Below are 17,893 nucleotides of genomic sequence, written 5' to 3'. Positions count from 1 at the left end.
GAGCGGGGGCCGGCGCAGGGGCAGCCGGCGTTTGCGGGTTGACCGTGGCTTGCTGCGGCGCCTGCTGGTCGGGCTTGGTCTCGTTCTTCTTGGCCTTCTTCGCGTTGCCCTGGCCGGTGTTGTCATAGACCCCGGGGATCGACACCGTGCCGCGATCGGGATCGATGCGGATGGTGCGCCCGCCATATTCGAAGGTGTACTGTGCCTGAGCAGCCGTGCTCGCCAACAGGAATGCGGCCGTGGCCAACAGCTTCCTCATTTCCGTCTCCTCAACAGGTGGTCCCGCACCGACGCTTACGCCCCGGTCCGATCGCAAAACGTGATCTGGATCACTTTCATCCGTATGAGTCGTCCTCCCGTGGGTTCGGGTTCAATAGGGATCGGGTTCAATACGCCCGGAAACGGTCCACAGTTTGGCCGCCGTCGAGATTGGGGTACGAACCCCGGCCTAGTCGAACCAGGCCGCATAGATTTTCTTATAGCTGCCATCCTCCATCACGATGTGCAGCCACTGGTCGACGAAGGCCTTCAGCGCCATGTCGCGCTGCAGCCAATAGGCTTTCTCGGAGAAGTCGAATGGCTTGTCCGGATGCACCGCGCAGAGCACGCCGGCATGCTGCTTCTGCTGGTAGCGGGTCTCTGAGGCATCCGTCATCATCAGGTCGGCATTGCCCTTGGCGATCTCATCGAAGATCACGGTATTGTCCGGGAAGACGGTGATCTCCGCGTCCTTGACGTTGGCGCGCGCGAAGCGCTCGTTGGTGCCGCCGGGATTGACGATCACTCGGGTGCCCTTCTTGTCGATGTCGGGAAGCGTTTGGTATTTTCCGACGTCGGCGCAGCGCGCGATCGGGGTTTTGCCCTCGCGCATGATCGGCGTGGAGAAGAAGCCCTTCTTCTGTCGGTCGAGCGTGACCGAGACGCCGCCCATCGCGATGTCGAACTGGTCGGCCTCGAAATCCTTCATCAGCTTCGGCCAGGCCGTCGGCACGAACTCGACCTTGACGCCGAGCGCCTTGCCCAGCGCCTCCGCCATGTCGACGTCGAAGCCGCTGAACTGCTGCGTGGCCTTGTCGAGATAGGTGAAGGGCTTGTAGTCGCCGGTCATGCCGACGCGCAACGTGCCGCGCTTGACAATCTCGTCGAGGCGCGAGGGCGCTGCCTGCTGCGCGTGCGCCGAAAGGTTTGCCAGCAACGCCACGGCCAAAGCCGCCAGAATTCGACCGAGCATCTCTTTTCCACCTCCGCGCGAGCTGTCATTGTGCAGCTCTTGAGGTTGGATTTAGACCAGATGCGGGTTGCTGGCGAGATGGAATTGAAGGGAATCCCGAGATGACGATCTCGATGTACGAGGCCTCGGTCGGCCTCTTCGTACCGTATTTGAGCAACCTGTCCGGGCTGCTCGACAAGGGCGTTGCCCATGCCGAGGCTCGCAAATTCGATTCCGCCATCCTGCTCGGCATGCGGCTGTCGCCGAACATGTACGATCTGGCGCAACAGGTCGGCGAGGCCTGCCGCCACGCCGTGGTTGCTCCGGCCCTGCTGGCCAAGCGCGAGACGGTGGCGCTGCCGGCGCTGGAGCACGACATGGCCGGGCTTCAGGCGCGCATCGCGACATCGATCGAATTCATCGAGGGCCTGCCGCGCGCCGAAATCGATGCGGGGGCGGAACGGAACGTCTTCTTCAGGCTGAAGAACGGTACCGAGCTGCCCTTCACCGGGCGCTCTCTGCTGCTGACCTTCAGCGTCCCGCAATTCTTCTTTCACGTGACGACCGCCTACGACCTGCTGCGGCACGCAGGCGTCGAGCTCGTGAAGAAGGATTATCTGGGAAGGAAGTAGCAGCGGCGGGGTTCACCTCTCCCCGACGGGGAGAGGTCGGATTGCGCCTGGCGATGCGAAGCATCGTCCAGTGCAATCCGGGTGAGGGGCCGCGACGCGAATTGAGGCTTTAACCCCTCACCCGGATCGCATCCATCGATGCGCTCCGACCTCTCCCTACGGGAGAGGTGGACCGACGCTTGGCTAAGGGCGATTTAAATAATGCGCAAGCGAGCCTAAGCTTCGCCCTTGCGTTCGAATTCCGCCAGCGAGCTGCGACCGGCAATTTCGCTGCGCAGCACCTCGAAGCGCCGATGCGCCTCGTCTTCGTGCTCGTCGACGAAATGCACCGCGGCTTCGCTCGTCATCGGACCGCTGATGACGGGCGTGGACTGTTCGCCGATGGTCTCGTGTACGTAGTACTGGCCGTCGTCGCCACGATGGACGGTCCATTTGAGACGGATCGCCACCATCGGCCCGGGGCCGACTTTGCTGTAACCGTCGGCATCGGCCGGCTCCGGCACCAGCGGCTGTTCCTCGACTTCGGGATGCTCGTCTGCGATCGCATGCTCATCGACCGCGGCCATCTCGGTTTCCGTCTCGGTCACGGTTTCCCGGACGACGAGGACGGGTTCGGGGCGCTCCAGGATGCTGGCGATGGTCGCCAGCGCGTGATCGGTCGGGTCGATTTCTGACAAGGTCCATCCTCCAGCTCGAGGCGGCCGGCAAATCTGTCCCACTGCCGGCGCGGCAGACCTATTACGCGGGTTTGATTAAGGCTGAGTTGGGGCTCGATCTGCACCAAAATGGGACGCATTCTGGCGTTCCGAAGGCGTGCGGATCGCCGCCCGCCTTGGGAGCCCGCCCTGGGATTTGCTCAGCCAAGCACGTCCTGATTGATGATGTTCTGCCGGATCGGATCGCCGTCCAGCACACTCAGAATGTTGCGCGCGGTCTGCTCGCTCATCCGGCTCACCGCCTCGACGGTGACGCCGGCGACGTGCGGGGCCATGATGACGTTCGGCAGCGCGAACAGCGCGTTGCTGATCGGCGGCGGCTCCACTTCGAACACGTCGATGCCGGCGCCGGCGAGCTTTCCGGAGACCAGCGCGTCGTAGAGAGCAGCCTCGGTGACGATGCCGCCGCGCGCGGTGTTGATGAGATAGGATTTCGGCTTCATCAAGCCGATCCGTGCGGCGTCGAACAGGCCGACCGTCTCCGGCGTCTTCGGGCAATGGATGGTGACGAAGTCGGCTTGAGGCAGGGCGGCGTCGAGATCGGCGACGGGCTCGCAACCGGCGGTCTTGATCTCGGCGGCTCCCTTGTAGGGGTCGTAGACCTGCACCTTCATTTCCATCGCCACGCAGCGCCTGGCGGTGCGGGTGCCGATACGGCCGAAGCCGATGACCAGCACCGTCTTGCCGTAGAGATCGAACGGCAGCATGCCGAGCCGGTCGGCCCATTTGCCGTCCTTGACACAGGCATGCATCTCCCGTGCGCGCTTGGCCAGCGTCAGCATCATGAACAGCGCCGCTTCCGCGACCGATGGCGAGTTCGCGCTGCCGGCGACCATCAGCGGCACCTTGCGGCGGGAGAGGGCGGGCACGTCGACGGCGTCGTAGCCGACGCCGATCCGTGTCACCACCTTCATGTCGCCGGACGACTCGAGCTCGGTCTGGCCGAAGGCAGTGGCGCCGAGTGCCACGCCATGGACCGGCGCGTGGCTCTTCAGCAAGGCCTCGAAGTCTTTCGCCGAGATCAGGTTCGGAAATTCGACGAGCTCGATATCGTCCCGCTGGGTGAGGAGGGCGCGTGCCCCTTGCGACAAAGTTTGTGTAACGAAAATCTTCTTCTTGTTGGTCGCCATTGCTCCCTGCCTGCTCGCGTTTCTTCCGTCGCCGTCACAGCACGGCGCCGGTCGCTTCGTTTAGCAGGTGCATGTTGTTGAGGTCCACCGCCAAACGCATCGGCGCGCCGTCCTTGGCGCCGGCATTGGGGTCGACACGGCCGCAGACCGGCGTGCCTTCGAGTCCGAAATAGACCAGCGTCTCCATCCCCATTGGCTCGGTGACGTCAAGCACGGTGTCGAAGGTCTCGACGCCAGGCTCCAGATGCGAGTGCGATTCCGTGAGATGTTCGGGACGGATCCCGAGCAGCAGGTTTTCAGTTCGGGGCAGCGCGTCGTAGCGGGCCGCGCGGGCCGGCGGCAGCGGGAAGGAGATGCGGTCGGTCAGGCGGATGTTGAGCTTGCCGCCGGCATCCTCCAGCCGGCACGGGATGAAGTTCATCGCCGGCGAGCCGATGAAGCCCGCGACGAAACGCGTCGCCGGCTTGTGGTAGAGCTCGTTCGGCGTGCCGATCTGCTCGATGCGCCCCTTGTTCATCACCACGACGCGATCGGCCAGCGTCATCGCCTCGACCTGGTCGTGGGTGACGTAAACCGTGGTGGTGCGGACCTTCTGGTGCACCTTCTTGATCTCGATGCGCATCTGCACGCGCAGCTTGGCGTCGAGATTCGACAGCGGCTCGTCGAACAGAAAGACTTTTGGATTGCGCACAATGGCGCGTCCCATGGCGACGCGCTGGCGCTGGCCGCCGGAAAGCTGCTTCGGCTTGCGGTCGATCAGATCGGTGATGTCCAGAAGCCGCGCGGCTTCCGTCACCCGCGCCTTGATCTCGGCCTTGGGATAGTGCTTGAGCCGCAGCCCGAACGACATGTTCTCCGCGACCGTCATGTGCGGATAGAGCGCGTAGTTCTGGAACACCATCGCGATGTCGCGGTCTTTGGGTGGGACGTCGTTGACGACGTCGCCGCCGATCATGATGTCGCCGTCGGTGATGTCCTCGAGCCCTGCGATCATCCGCAGCGTCGTCGACTTGCCGCACCCGGACGGGCCCACCAGCACGATGAACTCGTGGTCGGAGATGTCGAGGTCGATGCCGCGCACCGCCTCGACGTCGTCGTAACGCTTGACCACTTTCCGCAAAGCAACGTCGGCCATAAATTTCAACCCTTTGTCGCGCCGGCGGTCAGGCCGGCAATGTAGTAGTCCATGAGGAAGGCGTAGATGATCAGCGGCGGGGCGGCACCGAGCAGCGCGCCGGTCATGATCTGCCCCCAGTTGAAGACGTCGCCCTTGATCAGTGTGGTGGTGATGCCGACCGGCAGCACGAACTGGTCTACGGACGTGGTGAACACCAGGGGATAGAGGAATTGCGCCCAGGACACCGTGAAGGCGAAGATCGTCGCTGCAATCAAGCCGGGAAGCGCAACCGGGATGAAGATCCGCATCAGGGTCTGGAGCCAGGAAGCACCGTCGATGATCGCGGCCTCATCGAGCTCCTTCGGGATCGACGCGAAATAGCCGATCATGATCCAGGTGCAGAAGGGCACCGTCAGCGTCGGGTAGATGAGCAGCAGCACATACCATCGGTTGAGCAGGGCGATCCCGGTGAAATCCTGGATGACCGCAAGCATCTTGAACAGTGGGATGAACAGCAGGCTGTCCGGAATGAGATAGGTGAGGAAGACGCCGGTCGCGAGCGTCGCCGACCCCCAGAACTTCATCCGCGCCAGTGCGAAAGCCGCCGGGATGCTAATCAGCATGGTGACGATCACGACCACAATCGAGACGATCGCGGAATTCCAGAAGAAGCGCAGGAACTGGTTCGAGGTGAGAAGCTCGACGTAGTTCGACAAGGTGGGATGGAACACCCACCAAGGGTTGGTGGCGGCCGAGATCTCCGCGCTGCTCTTGAGCGAGGTAATCAGCATGTAGATCGGCGGGATGAGCGAGAAGGCCGCAAACAGCACCAGGAAGAAATAGGACCAGCGCAGTGCCCAAGTCCGGTCGCGGCTCATGCTGCCGTATTTGACCTTGCGGCTCGGGCCGCCTTTGTCGATTGCAAGCGTGCTCATCAGGATTCGTTCCCGCGTTTGGAGACATCGCGCAGGATGAAGATCGCTGCGACGGCGAGGATCGGCACCATGAAGAGCGAGACGCAGGCGCCGAGCGGAATGTCGCTGCTCTGGATGCCCACCTGGAACGCCCAGGTGGCGAACAGGTGTGTCGAATCGAGCGGACCGCCGGAGGTCAGGATGCGCACGATGTCGAAATTGGCGAACGTCACGATCAGCGAGAACAACGTGGTGATGGCGATGATGTTGCGCATCATCGGCAGCGTGATGAACCAGATCCGCTGCCACCAATTGGCGCCGTCAATGGCTGCCGCCTCATAGAGCTGATCGGGAACCGACTTCAGCGCCGCAAGATACATGATCATGAAGAACGGCGCGCCGTACCAGACATTGACGAGAATGACGGAGAAACGAGCCCAGGCCGCGTCGCCGAGCCAGGGGATGGGCCCGATGCCGAAGAACGAGAGCGTGTAGTTGAAGGCGCTGTAGGACGGATCGAACAGCCAAAGCCAGGCGAGCGTGCTCATCGCCGGCGGAATCACCCAGGGCACGAGGAGCATGCCGCGCCATTTGCGCTGGCCCTTGGCCGGTATGTTATGCACGAAATGCGCGACGATGAAGCCGATCAGCGCCTTTAATATGACGGCGGTGATCGCGAAGAGGCAGGACTGCTTCACCACCATCCAGAACGTCTCGCGCTTGAACAGGAAGGTGAAGTTGCCGAAGCCCACGAACTTCTGCATCGACTTGTTCAGGGTGGCGAGGTGGACGGAGTAAAACGCGGGATAAAGCACGAGTACCGCGATCAGAAGGATCAGCGGCAGCGTCAGGAAGAACGCCACGGTCGATTTGCGCCCGAGCTTGTTGTGCAGACTGGCCCGCTTGCGCGGGCTCGCAGCACGGGCGAGGCGACCTTGCTCAACGACGGCATCGGCCATTACGTTAGCCTTTTTCGAAGAATGTGGAACGGCGAAGCCGGCACAACTGTCGGCTTCAATCGGCGCGGGATAGAGCGGCGCCCCGGCGGCTCACGCGCCATTGCGTGAACCGCCATGGCACACACCCGGCATCAACTCCGCATGAAGCCTTCGCACTCGCCTTCGGCCCAGGCGAGCGCAGTTTCCATCTTCTCGCCCTGAGCGTGACGCAAAGCCAGCTTGGTCAGCGTCGCCTGGAAGTAGATCTGCTGCGCGACCTTGGGCGGCGCTGGCGATGCGGCGATCGACAGCGTCTGCTGCTTATGCGGGTCCGGATAGTGGTAGAGCGTGCCCTTCGGCGGCCCTTCCTCGGCCCAGGTCTTCAGCTTCGTCATGTTCGCATAGGCCGGGAGATCGTAACCGCCGCTCACAGCGACGAATTTCTCGATCGACGACGGCTGCGACAGATGGGTAAGCAGGCTCTTGGCTGCTTCCTTGTTCTTGCCGAAGCTCCAGACGCCCCAGAAATACGGCAGGAAGGGTGCGAAGCGTCCCTTCGGGCCGGAGGGGAAGCCGTGCGTCCAGCATTGCTCGGCCACCTGCGGCGCGTCGCGCTTGGCGACAGCCCAGGCGCTCGGCGGATTCATGATGAGCGCGCCCTTGCCGGAGATCAGCCATTTGTTGTTGGAGGCATCGTCCCAGGACGGCGCGTCGGGCGGCAGGAAGGCAATCAGCTTCTTGTAGTATTCGAGCGCCTGTCGCACCGCGTCGGTTTTCACGGTGATATCGCCCTTGGCATTGACGAGCTCGGCCCCGAATGACTGGAAGATCGCCCCGGCCGTATCGACGCTGTCGGTGGTCTCGCCCAAGCCGATGCCGAACGGAAAGCCGCCCTTCTGGCAGGCTTCCGCCGCCTTCAGAAATGTCTCCATGGTCCAGTTGTCGGCTTTCGGCGGGCTTCCGGCCGGATACATCTCCTGAACGTCGATGTTGGCGTATTTCTTCATCAGATCGATGCGGGTGCAGGGCCCCTTGATCTGACTGCCAGGCGTCGCGGGTACGGCGAGCCATTTGCCGCCGGATTGGCCGAGATATTTGACGGTGCCGTTGACCTCGCCGTTCTGCTTGATGAGCGGCTCCATGACATCGTTGAGCGGCTCGAGCTGATCGGCATAGGCCTGCGGCCACCATGACGGCATCTGGAGAATGTCGTGACCGGATTTGGCCTGGGCCTCGGCTGCGGCGGTCAACTCGATCTTCTTGTTGTTGCTGGTGATGTAGTCGATCGAGACCTCGACCTTTTCCTTCGCCGCCCATTCGTTGACGAGGTCGGTGGAGGCCTTGTTGGCGCCGGGCACCCAGTGGTCCCAGAAGCCGATCGAAAGTTTGCCCGCGGCGTAAGCGCCCCGGACATAGGGCGCCGTGATCAGCGCCGCAGAGGACATTGCAGTGGTAGCCACAAATTGACGTCGCGTCAGTGTCTTGCGTGACATCTCGTTTCCTCGCTTGGGTGTTTTATTGTTCTGGCGTTTCCTGAATTTCCGAGTTTTACTTTTTTGATTTTCTTGTTGGAAGTTTCTTGTTTGGTGCCGTCGCCGCGGTGGCAAATCGCGCGCGTCGCGGCAAATTGGTAGCGCGATCAGATCATGATTGATCGCCTCTGTCGAGGAAGCCGAACTGCTCGTCATCTAGAACTAACGTCGGCTCGGCACGTGCTGCGCTGCTCGATGGCGCGCGTTCGAGGTGAACCAGCGCGGCGCATTTTGCGATGCACACTTTGCGCAACGCAAGTTGGAACGTTGCGTGCGCAATTACGCCGCAGTTTCGAATGAGCCTGCATAACCGCTTCGCACGAAAGACTTTTCGGGCGTGGATAGCGATTGCCGGCGCCTAGACCTCGAAGCGGCAAAAACGATAGAGTTGCGACCGGCGGGTGGCTCCCACCCCAACAGGCCAGTCGGATCGACCATGGAGACGAGAATGATCAACCCGGCGCCGCGAGCGCGGCTTTACCTGCGACGATGGTGCGCGCTGGGGTCCGTGCTCACGTTGCTGCTCGGCGCAGTCGCGGTCGCGCACGCGCAAGGTCTGGTCAAGGGCGTTCAGGAGGGAGCAGCTGCCGGCAACAAGGCGGCCGGTCCGGTCGGCGGCGTGCTGGGCGGTGCAATCGGCGGTGTGGTCGGCGTCTTCACCGGCGTCCTCGGAGTCGGCAACAACAGCCAAGCGCCGGCCGCCAAAGATGGCACGAAGGATGGAACCAAGGACGCCAAGCAGCAGAGCGCCGCAAAGGACAAGGATGCCAAGAGCGCCAAGTCAGGCAAGGGCGCGAAGGGAACCAAGGAAGCCAGGAACGCGCCCCAGGACAAGGACGTTGCAGTCCTGACCCAGAGCGGCGCGCCGCAGCTCACGGCCGAGCAGATCGTCGCCAACAGCGATTCCTATATCGAGCGGATCAAGTCCGAACTGAATCTCACGCCCGATCAGGAAAAGCATTGGTACGGTTTCTCGAGCGCCATGCACTACCTCGGGCATAATGGCGCAGAGCGCCTCAACCTGCGGGTCGCGCGCGCCAAGCGGGATCCGCCGGACGACATCGTCGAACAGATGCGCAATGAGGCGCAGTTCCTGATCGATCGCGCCGCCGACCAGCGCAACGTCGCCGACGCTGCCGAGCCGCTCTATTCGAGCCTTGACGACAAGCAGAAGCAGGTCTTCATCCAGGAGATGGTGCGCCTGAGCCACGAACGCGGATTGGATTGATCAACTTGAATCGGATCGAGCGCGTCCGGATTAACGGCGCCGGCCACGAATACGTGAATGCTCCCACAGGCTCGGTTATGATTAGCTTCATACAATGGCTGCGGGGTTGAGATGGCGAGCGGACTCTCCGTTTTCCTGGTTGAAGACGAGGCGCTGATCCGGATGATGATGGCTGACATGGTGGAAGAGCTTGGCCACCACGTCGTCGCAGAAGCCGATAACGTTCAGGACGCCAGCGCCTATGCGATGACCGCGCAGTACGACCTCGCGATTCTCGACATCAATCTCATGGGTGTCTATGTCGATCCCGTCGCCGACCTGATCGAACGCCGCGGCAAGCCGTTCCTGTTCGCGACGGGCTACGGTCCGGAACTGCTGCCGTCCTTGCTCCGGCGCAGGCCGATCCTGCGCAAGCCGATCGCCCTCGACCAGCTCAAGGCGATAATCGATTCGATGTTCCCCAAGGCATCTAACGCAGTTCCAAGCTGATTGAGCTCAAACGAAATGGCCGCCCCGAAGGCGGCCACTGATGTCAGCACCCTGCCTCGTCGCCTCATATCAGGCCGGCGCCGAGGTCGACGCCGTGCGCCATCAGGCCGAACGAGGCGGCCAGGCCCGCGCAGCAGATCAGCAAGATGGTCTTGAATGAAGAATCGCCAAGACGCATTTCAAGACGCGTTTCGACAGCGACCGGCATTGCGGCAAGTGAAATCATGCTCATGTTCATTCCCCCCTTTGTTGCCCTGAATTGCATCAGGTGGGGAACTCTTAGAGCAAAAAGTTTTATACGGGCTTGCCAAGGATCGTTAACGCAAGGGATCGTTAACGCAATCGCAATCGGATGCGTGTTCTCGCGAGCAGAGGCGGATCCGCAAGTCTTAGTTGCGACCGGCCTTCAGAACATTGGCAATGGTATGGGCGGTCATGGCAGCGCGATCCGAAGCGCGCTGGGCGGCAAGCCGGTCCCGCGCCTTTTCCTCGATCAACAGCTCGATCAGGGCCCGCCGCTTGTTCTCGTCATCCGCCTCGATCAGCAGGCGGTGATAGCGATGATAGTCGAACCCAATGTCCTGCTTACGCATGTCACGCCCCCGTACACAACGCCACAGACGGGTGGGATTGTTTCCTATCGGAAACAAACCGGCAAGTGCGATCCTGCGTGGAACCGCGCGGACTATGCAATCACCTGTGTATTGTGAGCCGTCCGGACGAGCCGGCCAAGAGTTACCCGCTGACGCGATCCGCGCTGTGGCTGGCAAACATCCTGAGCCCGACGAAACTGGCATCGGGCTTGACGACAAGCCGGGTGGGAATGTTGCGCAGATAGTCCTGAAAGCGTCCCTTGGCCTCGAAGCGCGCCCGGAATGCGGAGGCGGCAAGGAACTCCGGGAAGCGCGGCACGATCCCACCGGCGACGTAGACGCCGCCGCGGGCACCGAAGGTTACCGCGAGATTGCCCGCGACGGAGCCGAGAATGGCGCAGAACATCTCCAGCGTCGCGCGGCTGAGTTCGCAGCTGCCGTCGAGGGCTGCCTTGGTGATGGCGGCTGCATCGCGCTGCAGCGCCCGGATGCCGTCGACTTCCGCCATGGCCTCGTAGAGATTTTGCATACCGGAGCCGGAGAGCGCGCCGCGCTCGATCGAGACATGGCCGAGGCGCCGGCGCAGGCACGCGATCACGCGTTCCTCGCGCTCGTTCTCCGCCGGCAGGGTGGCGTGTCCTGCCTCAGTGACGACGGCAAGCCGGGCGCCATGGCGTTCAACCAGGCAGGAGACACCGAAGCCCGTTCCGGGTCCGACGACCAGCAGGGGTTCTCCCGCCATGCCGGACTGGCCACCGAGCGGGATCAGGTCGGCGGGTTGCAAGGCGGGCAGGGACCAAGCCACCACTTCGAAATCATTGAGCACGTGCACGCTGTCCAAGCCGAGCGTCGGCTGGAGCTCGTTGCCATCGATGACCCAGGGGCTGTTGGTCATGACGCAGCGGTTGTTGGTCACAGGACCTGCGACGGCCAGCACGGCCCTTTTGGGCTGCTCGCCGCCCGATCGGCGAAGGACATCGATGATGGCTTCCCGGACTGTCGGGAAATCGGCGACCTTGACATAGTCGATCGGTCCGATCCGATCGCCGTTGCTTGGCTTGCCCTTGCCCGGTTCGCCTTGGCCCAGTTCGCCTTGGCCGCGTTCGCCTTGGCTTGGTTCGTCCTGGCTCAGCGCAAAGCGCGCATTGGTGCCGCCGATATCGGCGAGAAGAATTGTTCCTGTCCTGCCGATATCCATGACCTCCGCGCTTCCGCCGCCTTGCGGCTGCGGGAGCCCATTCCTCCGCTGTTTCGCCCGATCCGCGCGTCGCGGCCGGATTGAGAATCCGCCCTTGGATGCCTCTAGTCAACTCGGACGGAGCCAAACTGTTGCATTCCCGGGGAACGGGTCGACGTGCCATTCAGGCGGATCGCCGCACACGTCGGTGGTTGCGAAGCGGCGCGGGAAGATCGACATTGGCAAGAGCGCTTGGCGCCGGTCTGCCGGGCGGACGGAATGGAGCAGCGATGAAGATTTCCGAAGCCGATGTGCTGCTGGTGATCGACGTGCAGAACGACTTCTGCACCGGCGGAGCGCTCGCCGTTCCCGGCGGCGAGAAAGTCGTCCCCGCCATCAACCGCATCGCCCAAAAATTCACCAATGTGGTGCTGACGCAGGACTGGCATCCGCACGACCACGTCTCGTTTGCGTCGAACCATTCGGGCCGGCAGCCATTCCAGACCGTCGAGCTCGACTATGGCACCCAGGTGCTCTGGCCAGCACACTGCGTACAAGGCACGGCCGGCGCAGAATTTCATCGGGATCTGGACCTCGCGCGGGCAAGCCTCGTGGTGCGCAAGGGATTTCGCCGCGGCATCGATTCCTATTCGGCGCTGTTCGAGAACGACAAGAGGACGCCGACCGGCCTGCTCGGATATTTGCGCGAACGCGAGCTGCAGACGGTCTTCGTCGCCGGCCTCGCGCTCGATTTTTGCGTGCGCTTTTCGGCGGAGGACGCCCGCAACGCGGGATTCGAGGTTGCCGTCATCGAGGACGCTTGCCGCGGCATCGACCTCGACGGCTCCGTGGCCGCGACCCATCAGAGCTTCAGGGAGCGCGGTATTTCCATCGTCGGGCTTGAGGCATTCCTGTGAAGATCGCGAGGTAGTCGTGGCGGATGAGACCGGCAAGCGGCCAAGCGGACCCGAGCATGTCCCGGAGGTCCCCTTGCTGTGGCCGTTTGCGGCGGCGCGTCTGGCCGTGGACGCCTGCTTCTGGTGGCTGGAGCGGGGACCGGCGGGGAAAGACGACAGCCGCCTGCCTTGGACGACGCCCAATACCGTTGCGCTCGAGCTTGCAACCATGCGCTTGCGCGATTGCACGAGGGCCCGGTCCGGTCAGCCGGCCCTGGTCTGCGCGCCCTATGCGCTGCATCGTGCCCTGATCGCCGACTTCGCGCCCGGCCACAGCGTGGTGCAGTCCCTGCAAAAAGGCGGCGTCGAGCGGGTCTATCTCACGGACTGGCGCTCGGCTTCGCCGGACATGCGCCATCTCTCGATCGACAGCTATCTCGGCGATCTCAACGTCGCCATCGATGAGATCGGCGCACCGGTCGACCTGGTCGGACTGTGTCAGGGAGGCTGGTTGTCGCTGCTCTATGCGGCTCGTTTTCCGGCCAAGGTGCGGCGGCTGGTCCTGGTTGGCGCCCCGGTTGATCTCGCGATCGACTCGTCGCTGTCCCGGCTTGCCCGCAACGCGCCCGAAATGGTCTACGACCAGCTCGTCGCGCGCGGCGGCGGCAATGTCAGCGGCGAAGAGATGCTGCGTTTCTGGTCCAGAGCCCTGAGCCGCGACGACATCGCGAAGGCGTTGCAGATAAATCTCGCGGATAAGGAAGTCGCGGCGCTGCTCGCGCGTTTCGATCGCTGGAACACGGAAACGCTCGACCTGCCGGGCACCTACTATCTCCAGATCGTCAACTGGATTTTCCGGCAGAACCGGATTGCCACCGGCAATTTCACAGCACTCGGCCGCGCGATTGATCTGAAGGACGTCAAGGCCCCGGTCTTCCTGCTGGCGGGGCTCGACGACGAGGTCGTGCCGGCCGCGCAGGCGCTCGCCACCGCTAAGCTGCTCGGTACGCCGCCAGCGTTCGTTGCGGCGGCCTCCGAGCCCAGCAATCATCTCGGTCTGTTCATGGGCGCGCGCACGCATGCGCATGCCTGGCCCCGGATCGCCGAGTGGCTGCGCGACGATCTGCCCGGCGTGCTGGCACGCAGTGCCTGACACCGCCAACGGGTGGGACAGGCGAAGGTGCAATTCCGCTATGCATGACGGCGAATGGCCTGCACGAGGCGACGTCGATGGGCTAAATATAGCCGGAGCCGACGGCGGCCGGATCACCTGCGCCGGTCGCGAAGAGATCAAAGGTACTGCGCTCGATGAGTTTTCACTCGATTTACGCCCACGGATTTGCGCGCGTCGCGGCCTGCGTCACCACCTCCCATGTGGCCGATCCCACGGCCAATGCCAAGGCGGTTCTGGCCGCGGCGAATGCGTGCCATGAGCAGTCGGTGGCGGTGGCCGTGTTTCCCGAGCTGTGCCTGTCCGGCTATGCGATCGAAGACCTCGTGAAACAGGATCCGCTACTCGATGCGGTCGAGCGGGGGCTGGCAGCGATCGTCGAGGCCTCGTCGGCGCTGATGACCGTCCTCATCGTCGGCGCACCGCTGCGCTTTGGCGCCCGCATCTACAATTGCGCCGTCGTCATTCACCGCGGCGCCGTTTTGGGCGTGGTGCCCAAAACGTACCTGCCGACCTATCGCGAGTTCTATGAGGGACGGCATTTCGCCTCGGGCGCCGGGATCGTCGGAGAAGCGATAGCGTTCGGCGAGCTGCGCGCACCGTTCGGTGTCGATCTGCTGTTTGCGGCGGAGGACGTTCCGGGCCTGACCATCGGCGTCGAGATCTGCGAGGACATGTGGATCCCGGTGACGCCGGCCTCGGAGCTGGCGCTCGCGGGCGCGAGCGTGCTGATCAATCTCTCGGGCAGCCCGATCACGATCGGCCGGGCGCGCTCGCGCGCGTTGCTGTGTCAATCGACCTCGGCGCGCTGCCTCGCGGCTTACGTTTATTCTGCCGCCGGAGCAGGGGAGTCGACCACTGATCTGGCCTGGGACGGCCAGACCTCGATCTACGAAAACGGTCTGCTGCTGGCCGAGGGCGAGCGGTTTCGGCAGGGCGGGCAGATCACCCTCGCCGACGTCGATCTCGACCTGCTGCGGCAGGAGCGCGCGCTGATGGGGACGTTCGATGACAACCGCCGCCAGCGCGAGGGCTTCTTCCGCAAAGTCGCCTTCGCCATGAAGCCGCCGGCCGTCGATATCGGCTTCCTGCGCAAGGTTGAACGTTTTCCGTTCGTGCCGAGCGACGAGAGCCTGCTCGAACAGGATTGCTATGAGGCCTACAACATCCAGGTCGCCGGACTGGTGCAGCGCCTGCGCGCCACCGGCACCAAGCGTGTCGTCATCGGTGTATCCGGTGGGCTCGATTCCACCCACGCCCTGATCGTCGCTGCCAAGGCGGTCGACCTGCTCGGCCTGCCGCGCGAAAACATCCTCGCCTACACCATGCCGGGCTTTGCCACCGGCAGCGAGAGCAAGACCAATGCGTTCGCGCTGATGAAGTCGCTGCAGACGACCTGGCAGGAACTCGATATTCGCACCACGGCCACCCAGATGCTGAAGGATATCGGCCATCCCTTCGGCAAGGGTGAGATGGTCTACGACATTACGTTCGAGAACGTGCAGGCGGGCCTGCGCACGGATTATCTGTTCCGGCTTGCCAACCATCATGGCGGCATCGTCATCGGCACCGGCGACCTCTCCGAGCTCGCGCTCGGCTGGTGCACCTATGGGGTCGGCGACCAGATGGCGCACTACAATGTCAATGCCGGCGTGCCGAAGACGTTGATCCAGCATCTGATCCGCTGGGTGATTGCCTCGAAGCAGTTTAGCGACGACGTGAACCGGACCCTTTCGTCAATCCTGTCGGCCGAGATCTCGCCCGAGCTGGTTCCGGTCAAGCCCGGCGACAAACCGCAAAGCACCGAAGCCTCGATCGGGCCGTACGAGCTCCAGGACTTCAACCTGTTCTACACGCTGCGGTTCGGCATGCGGCCCTCCAAGATCGCCTTCATGGCGCTCCAGGCGTGGAAGGATGTTGCCAAGGGCGAATGGCCGCCGGCATTCCCGAACGACCGACGCAAGGCCTATGATCTCCCCGAGATCCGTCGCTGGCTGGAGGTGTTCCTGCGCCGCTTCTTCGCCTTTAGCCAATTCAAGCGCTCGGCCATGCCGAACGGGCCGAAGGTTTCGGCCGGCGGCTCATTGTCGCCGCGCGGCGATTGGCGCGCGCCGTCCGATGCCAGCGCAGCGGCGTGGCTCGAGGATCTGGAACGGAACGTGCCGGTCTGAGCGGGAGATGAGCTATGTCGGACGGCGATGAGCCCGAGCAGAGCGGTGACCAGAACAAGGTCCTCAACGGCCTCTACATCTTCGAGATTGAAATGCGCGACGGCAAGCGCGGCCAGGCCAAAGGTGTCGCCGTGCTCTGCGACGGCCGCATCATGGGCGGCGACAGCTATTTCTACTACACCGGCAGCTACACCTTCCGGAACGGCAAGTGGCGCGGCGACATGATCGTCAATCAGCACACCGAGGCCGTCGGCAAGACACTCGCGTTCGGCGGCAGGGAGGTGACCTGCGGCTTCTCGGGCGACTACTCCGCCGACGGCGCCGAGGTTGAAGGCATGGCGCTGGTCGGCAAGACCAGCGTGACATTCACGGCACGGCTCACGCTGAAGGATGCGATGTGAGCGCGACCTGATCCGGCACGCCGATCAGGCGCACGGCCGCCGTTCCCCCTCAGGAACCTTCACGCGAACACGACGTTCGCTTCTGTTGGAAAAATCATGAGGAGAGGGACATGCGCAAGCACTTGATGTTGTCCACTGCCGCCGTCGGGCTGATGCTCGCATCGGGCCTGGCCTACGCTCAGGCGCCCGGCGAGCGGAAAGACGAAACCAGACGAACCGAGGAACCGGCGAAAGGCGCCGCGCAGCAACGCGACCGAGGGCCGGCCCAAGAGCGGACCCAAGAGCGGACTAAAGAACGCGCTCCGGAACGCGCGCAAGGCGGCCAGGAGAGAATGCAGGGAGCCGGCCGCGAGGAGAAAGGCGGCGGCGCCAATCGCCAGGCCAATGAAGAGAAGAACCGGCCCGCGGCGGCTTCCGAACGCAATCAACCCAACGCGAAAGAGCAGGCGAAAGAATCCCGCGAGCCGGCGCGAGACCGCAACCGTGAGACCGAGAGCGCCAAGCAAGGTCGCGAGAGTGGCAAGAGCGAGAGCGGCAGGAGTAGCGCCGAGACCAAGCAGGACAAGTCCGCGCCGCAGAAGTCGACGGCCGAGTCCGAGAAATCAAAGGCGGGAACGGCCGGCCAGCAGAAGGATCGCGCCGGCACGGCGGCCAGCCAGAACGAGCGCAACCAGAGCCAGCCGCCGCGCAATGCAGCCGAGCAGCAGCCGCCTGCGCAGCAAGGCAACCGTCCGGCAACGGCAACCGACACGAACCGGACGCCTCCGAGCACCAATGCACAGACCGCGCCGGCTCAAACCGGCACGCAGACCAATCAAGCCAATCAAACGACCCAGAGCAACACGCAGGTCGATCAGCAGACCCGCGTCACTTCCGAGAGGCAGGTGCGGATCTCCGAAACGCTGAGCCGCGAACGTCTGGCGCAGCCGGAACGCAATCTGAACATCTCGATCCGGGCGGGCGAGACGATTCCTCCGCGCGTACGCCTTTATCGGCTGCCGCCCGAGATCGTTTCGATCGAGCCCGAATATCGGGACTACGAATATTTCGCGACGGACGACGATGTCGTCATTGTGGAGCCCCGGACCCACCGGATCGTCAGCCAGGTGCCGCGCGATCCTTCGCGAGCCCGTGCGCAAATGGGCGGCGGTGCGACCTCGAGCATGGCGGCGGCCGGCGGTAGCAATGTGAATTGCCGCGTCATGCGGCGCGACGCGTCCGGCAACGTCGCGGAAGCGGAGCCATCGACGGTCGGCTCAACGGCGCGTACGGATTCCCTGAGCGTGACTGTTCAATTGCCCGGCGGCGGCTCGTCCGCACCGATCGCGCTCGGGGCTGCAACGGGCGATATCGTGGTCGCCACGCAAGGGCAGGGCGACTGCACCGTCACGATCGAGCCGCAGACGCGCTGAGCGCCCGCGCCAACAGGACCGCACACGAAAACGCGCCGCCAGGCTGAAGAGCCGGGCGGCGCGATATCGCGTTCGATGTCAAAAGTTTGAGGTCCGGAGTGCCTAGGAGTCCGGACCTCTCACCTTGCCTCAGCCTTCAATCCCCCGCCCCATGTGGTCCCCCAAC

At 63.5% G+C, this 17,893-nt stretch carries 18 protein-coding genes and 1 pseudogene; 8 read left to right on the top strand and 11 right to left on the bottom strand.

What is annotated here, in order from left to right:
• A pseudogene (locus GWG65_RS39220) lies at nt 1–259 on the bottom strand (DUF2147 domain-containing protein); the annotation flags it as partial.
• A gap of 189 nt (nt 260–448) precedes the next feature.
• Nucleotides 449–1,231, bottom strand: coding sequence for a transporter substrate-binding domain-containing protein (locus tag GWG65_RS39215; protein WP_275200752.1), 783 nt, complete (start codon nt 1,229–1,231; stop codon nt 449–451).
• Between the two features lie 113 nt (nt 1,232–1,344).
• Between GWG65_RS39215 and GWG65_RS39210 the strand changes: the two genes are divergently transcribed.
• A complete protein-coding gene (locus GWG65_RS39210; protein ID WP_275200753.1) occupies nt 1,345–1,842 on the top strand; it encodes a DUF1993 domain-containing protein in 498 nt (165 codons plus the stop codon).
• Between the two features lie 215 nt (nt 1,843–2,057).
• Here GWG65_RS39210 and GWG65_RS39205 read toward each other — a convergent pair whose 3' ends face one another.
• The 6 genes from GWG65_RS39205 to GWG65_RS39180 form a co-directional block, all read right to left on the bottom strand.
• Nucleotides 2,058–2,519, bottom strand: a complete 462-nt coding sequence (locus tag GWG65_RS39205) for a hypothetical protein (protein WP_275200751.1) — start codon at nt 2,517–2,519, stop codon at nt 2,058–2,060.
• A 179-nt stretch (nt 2,520–2,698) separates the two neighbouring features.
• Nucleotides 2,699–3,688: a hydroxyacid dehydrogenase gene (locus GWG65_RS39200; RefSeq protein WP_275200750.1), complete on the bottom strand. Its 990-nt coding sequence runs from the start codon at nt 3,686–3,688 to the stop codon at nt 2,699–2,701.
• 34 nt (nt 3,689–3,722) lie between these two features.
• Nucleotides 3,723–4,823 carry a sn-glycerol-3-phosphate ABC transporter ATP-binding protein UgpC gene (gene ugpC, locus GWG65_RS39195; protein WP_275200749.1) on the bottom strand — a complete coding sequence of 367 codons (1,101 nt, stop codon included), beginning with the start codon at nt 4,821–4,823 and terminating at the stop codon, nt 3,723–3,725.
• Nucleotides 4,824–4,828: 5 nt separating this feature from the next.
• Complete coding sequence (locus GWG65_RS39190; RefSeq protein ID WP_275200748.1) at nt 4,829–5,740, bottom strand: carbohydrate ABC transporter permease; 912 nt, start codon at nt 5,738–5,740, stop codon at nt 4,829–4,831.
• Entirely contained in the window at nt 5,740–6,678 is a 939-nt protein-coding gene (locus GWG65_RS39185; protein WP_275200747.1) for a sugar ABC transporter permease, read from the bottom strand. Before GWG65_RS39185 ends, GWG65_RS39190 begins: the two co-directional genes overlap by 1 nt.
• A gap of 131 nt (nt 6,679–6,809) precedes the next feature.
• Nucleotides 6,810–8,150 carry an extracellular solute-binding protein gene (locus GWG65_RS39180; protein WP_275200746.1) on the bottom strand — a complete coding sequence of 447 codons (1,341 nt, stop codon included), beginning with the start codon at nt 8,148–8,150 and terminating at the stop codon, nt 6,810–6,812.
• Between the two features lie 487 nt (nt 8,151–8,637).
• Between GWG65_RS39180 and GWG65_RS39175 the strand changes: the two genes are divergently transcribed.
• The gene (locus tag GWG65_RS39175) at nt 8,638–9,417 is read left to right on the top strand and encodes a Spy/CpxP family protein refolding chaperone (protein ID WP_275200745.1); all 780 of its coding nucleotides are present in this window, start codon (nt 8,638–8,640) and stop codon (nt 9,415–9,417) included.
• 111 nt (nt 9,418–9,528) lie between these two features.
• Nucleotides 9,529–9,906 (top strand): response regulator, encoded by a 378-nt coding sequence (locus GWG65_RS39170; protein WP_275200744.1) that lies wholly within the window; start codon nt 9,529–9,531, stop codon nt 9,904–9,906.
• 64 nt (nt 9,907–9,970) lie between these two features.
• Here the strand turns inward: GWG65_RS39170 and GWG65_RS39165 are convergent, their stop codons facing one another.
• The 3 genes from GWG65_RS39165 to glk all read right to left on the bottom strand — a co-directional run bounded on the left by GWG65_RS39165 (nt 9,971) and on the right by glk (nt 11,697).
• Complete coding sequence (locus GWG65_RS39165; protein ID WP_275200754.1) at nt 9,971–10,171, bottom strand: hypothetical protein; 201 nt, start codon at nt 10,169–10,171, stop codon at nt 9,971–9,973.
• Between the two features lie 124 nt (nt 10,172–10,295).
• Nucleotides 10,296–10,499 (bottom strand): hypothetical protein, encoded by a 204-nt coding sequence (locus tag GWG65_RS39160; RefSeq protein WP_275200743.1) that lies wholly within the window; start codon nt 10,497–10,499, stop codon nt 10,296–10,298.
• 142 nt (nt 10,500–10,641) lie between these two features.
• Nucleotides 10,642–11,697 carry a glucokinase gene (gene glk / locus GWG65_RS39155; RefSeq protein WP_275200742.1) on the bottom strand — a complete coding sequence of 352 codons (1,056 nt, stop codon included), beginning with the start codon at nt 11,695–11,697 and terminating at the stop codon, nt 10,642–10,644.
• A 269-nt stretch (nt 11,698–11,966) separates the two neighbouring features.
• On the opposite strand from glk, the gene pncA reads away from it, so the two are divergent.
• The 5 genes from pncA to GWG65_RS39130 all read left to right on the top strand — a co-directional run bounded on the left by pncA (nt 11,967) and on the right by GWG65_RS39130 (nt 17,727).
• Nucleotides 11,967–12,593, top strand: a complete 627-nt coding sequence (pncA, locus tag GWG65_RS39150) for a bifunctional nicotinamidase/pyrazinamidase (RefSeq protein WP_275200741.1) — start codon at nt 11,967–11,969, stop codon at nt 12,591–12,593.
• Between the two features lie 16 nt (nt 12,594–12,609).
• A complete protein-coding gene (locus GWG65_RS39145) occupies nt 12,610–13,725 on the top strand; it encodes an alpha/beta fold hydrolase (RefSeq protein WP_275200740.1) in 1,116 nt (371 codons plus the stop codon).
• Between the two features lie 155 nt (nt 13,726–13,880).
• Nucleotides 13,881–15,914 carry an NAD(+) synthase gene (locus GWG65_RS39140; protein WP_275200739.1) on the top strand — a complete coding sequence of 678 codons (2,034 nt, stop codon included), beginning with the start codon at nt 13,881–13,883 and terminating at the stop codon, nt 15,912–15,914.
• A gap of 14 nt (nt 15,915–15,928) precedes the next feature.
• Nucleotides 15,929–16,315 carry a GrlR family regulatory protein gene (locus GWG65_RS39135; protein ID WP_275200738.1) on the top strand — a complete coding sequence of 129 codons (387 nt, stop codon included), beginning with the start codon at nt 15,929–15,931 and terminating at the stop codon, nt 16,313–16,315.
• A 110-nt stretch (nt 16,316–16,425) separates the two neighbouring features.
• Nucleotides 16,426–17,727, top strand: coding sequence for a DUF1236 domain-containing protein (locus GWG65_RS39130; protein WP_275200737.1), 1,302 nt, complete (start codon nt 16,426–16,428; stop codon nt 17,725–17,727).
• Nucleotides 17,728–17,893 lie beyond the last annotated feature (166 nt).

Origin of the sequence: Bradyrhizobium sp. CSA207, from assembly GCF_029051685.1 — a bacterium.
Taxonomy (GTDB): Bacteria; Pseudomonadota; Alphaproteobacteria; order Rhizobiales; family Xanthobacteraceae; genus Bradyrhizobium.
This window is presented reverse-complemented; position numbering and strand designations above follow the sequence as displayed.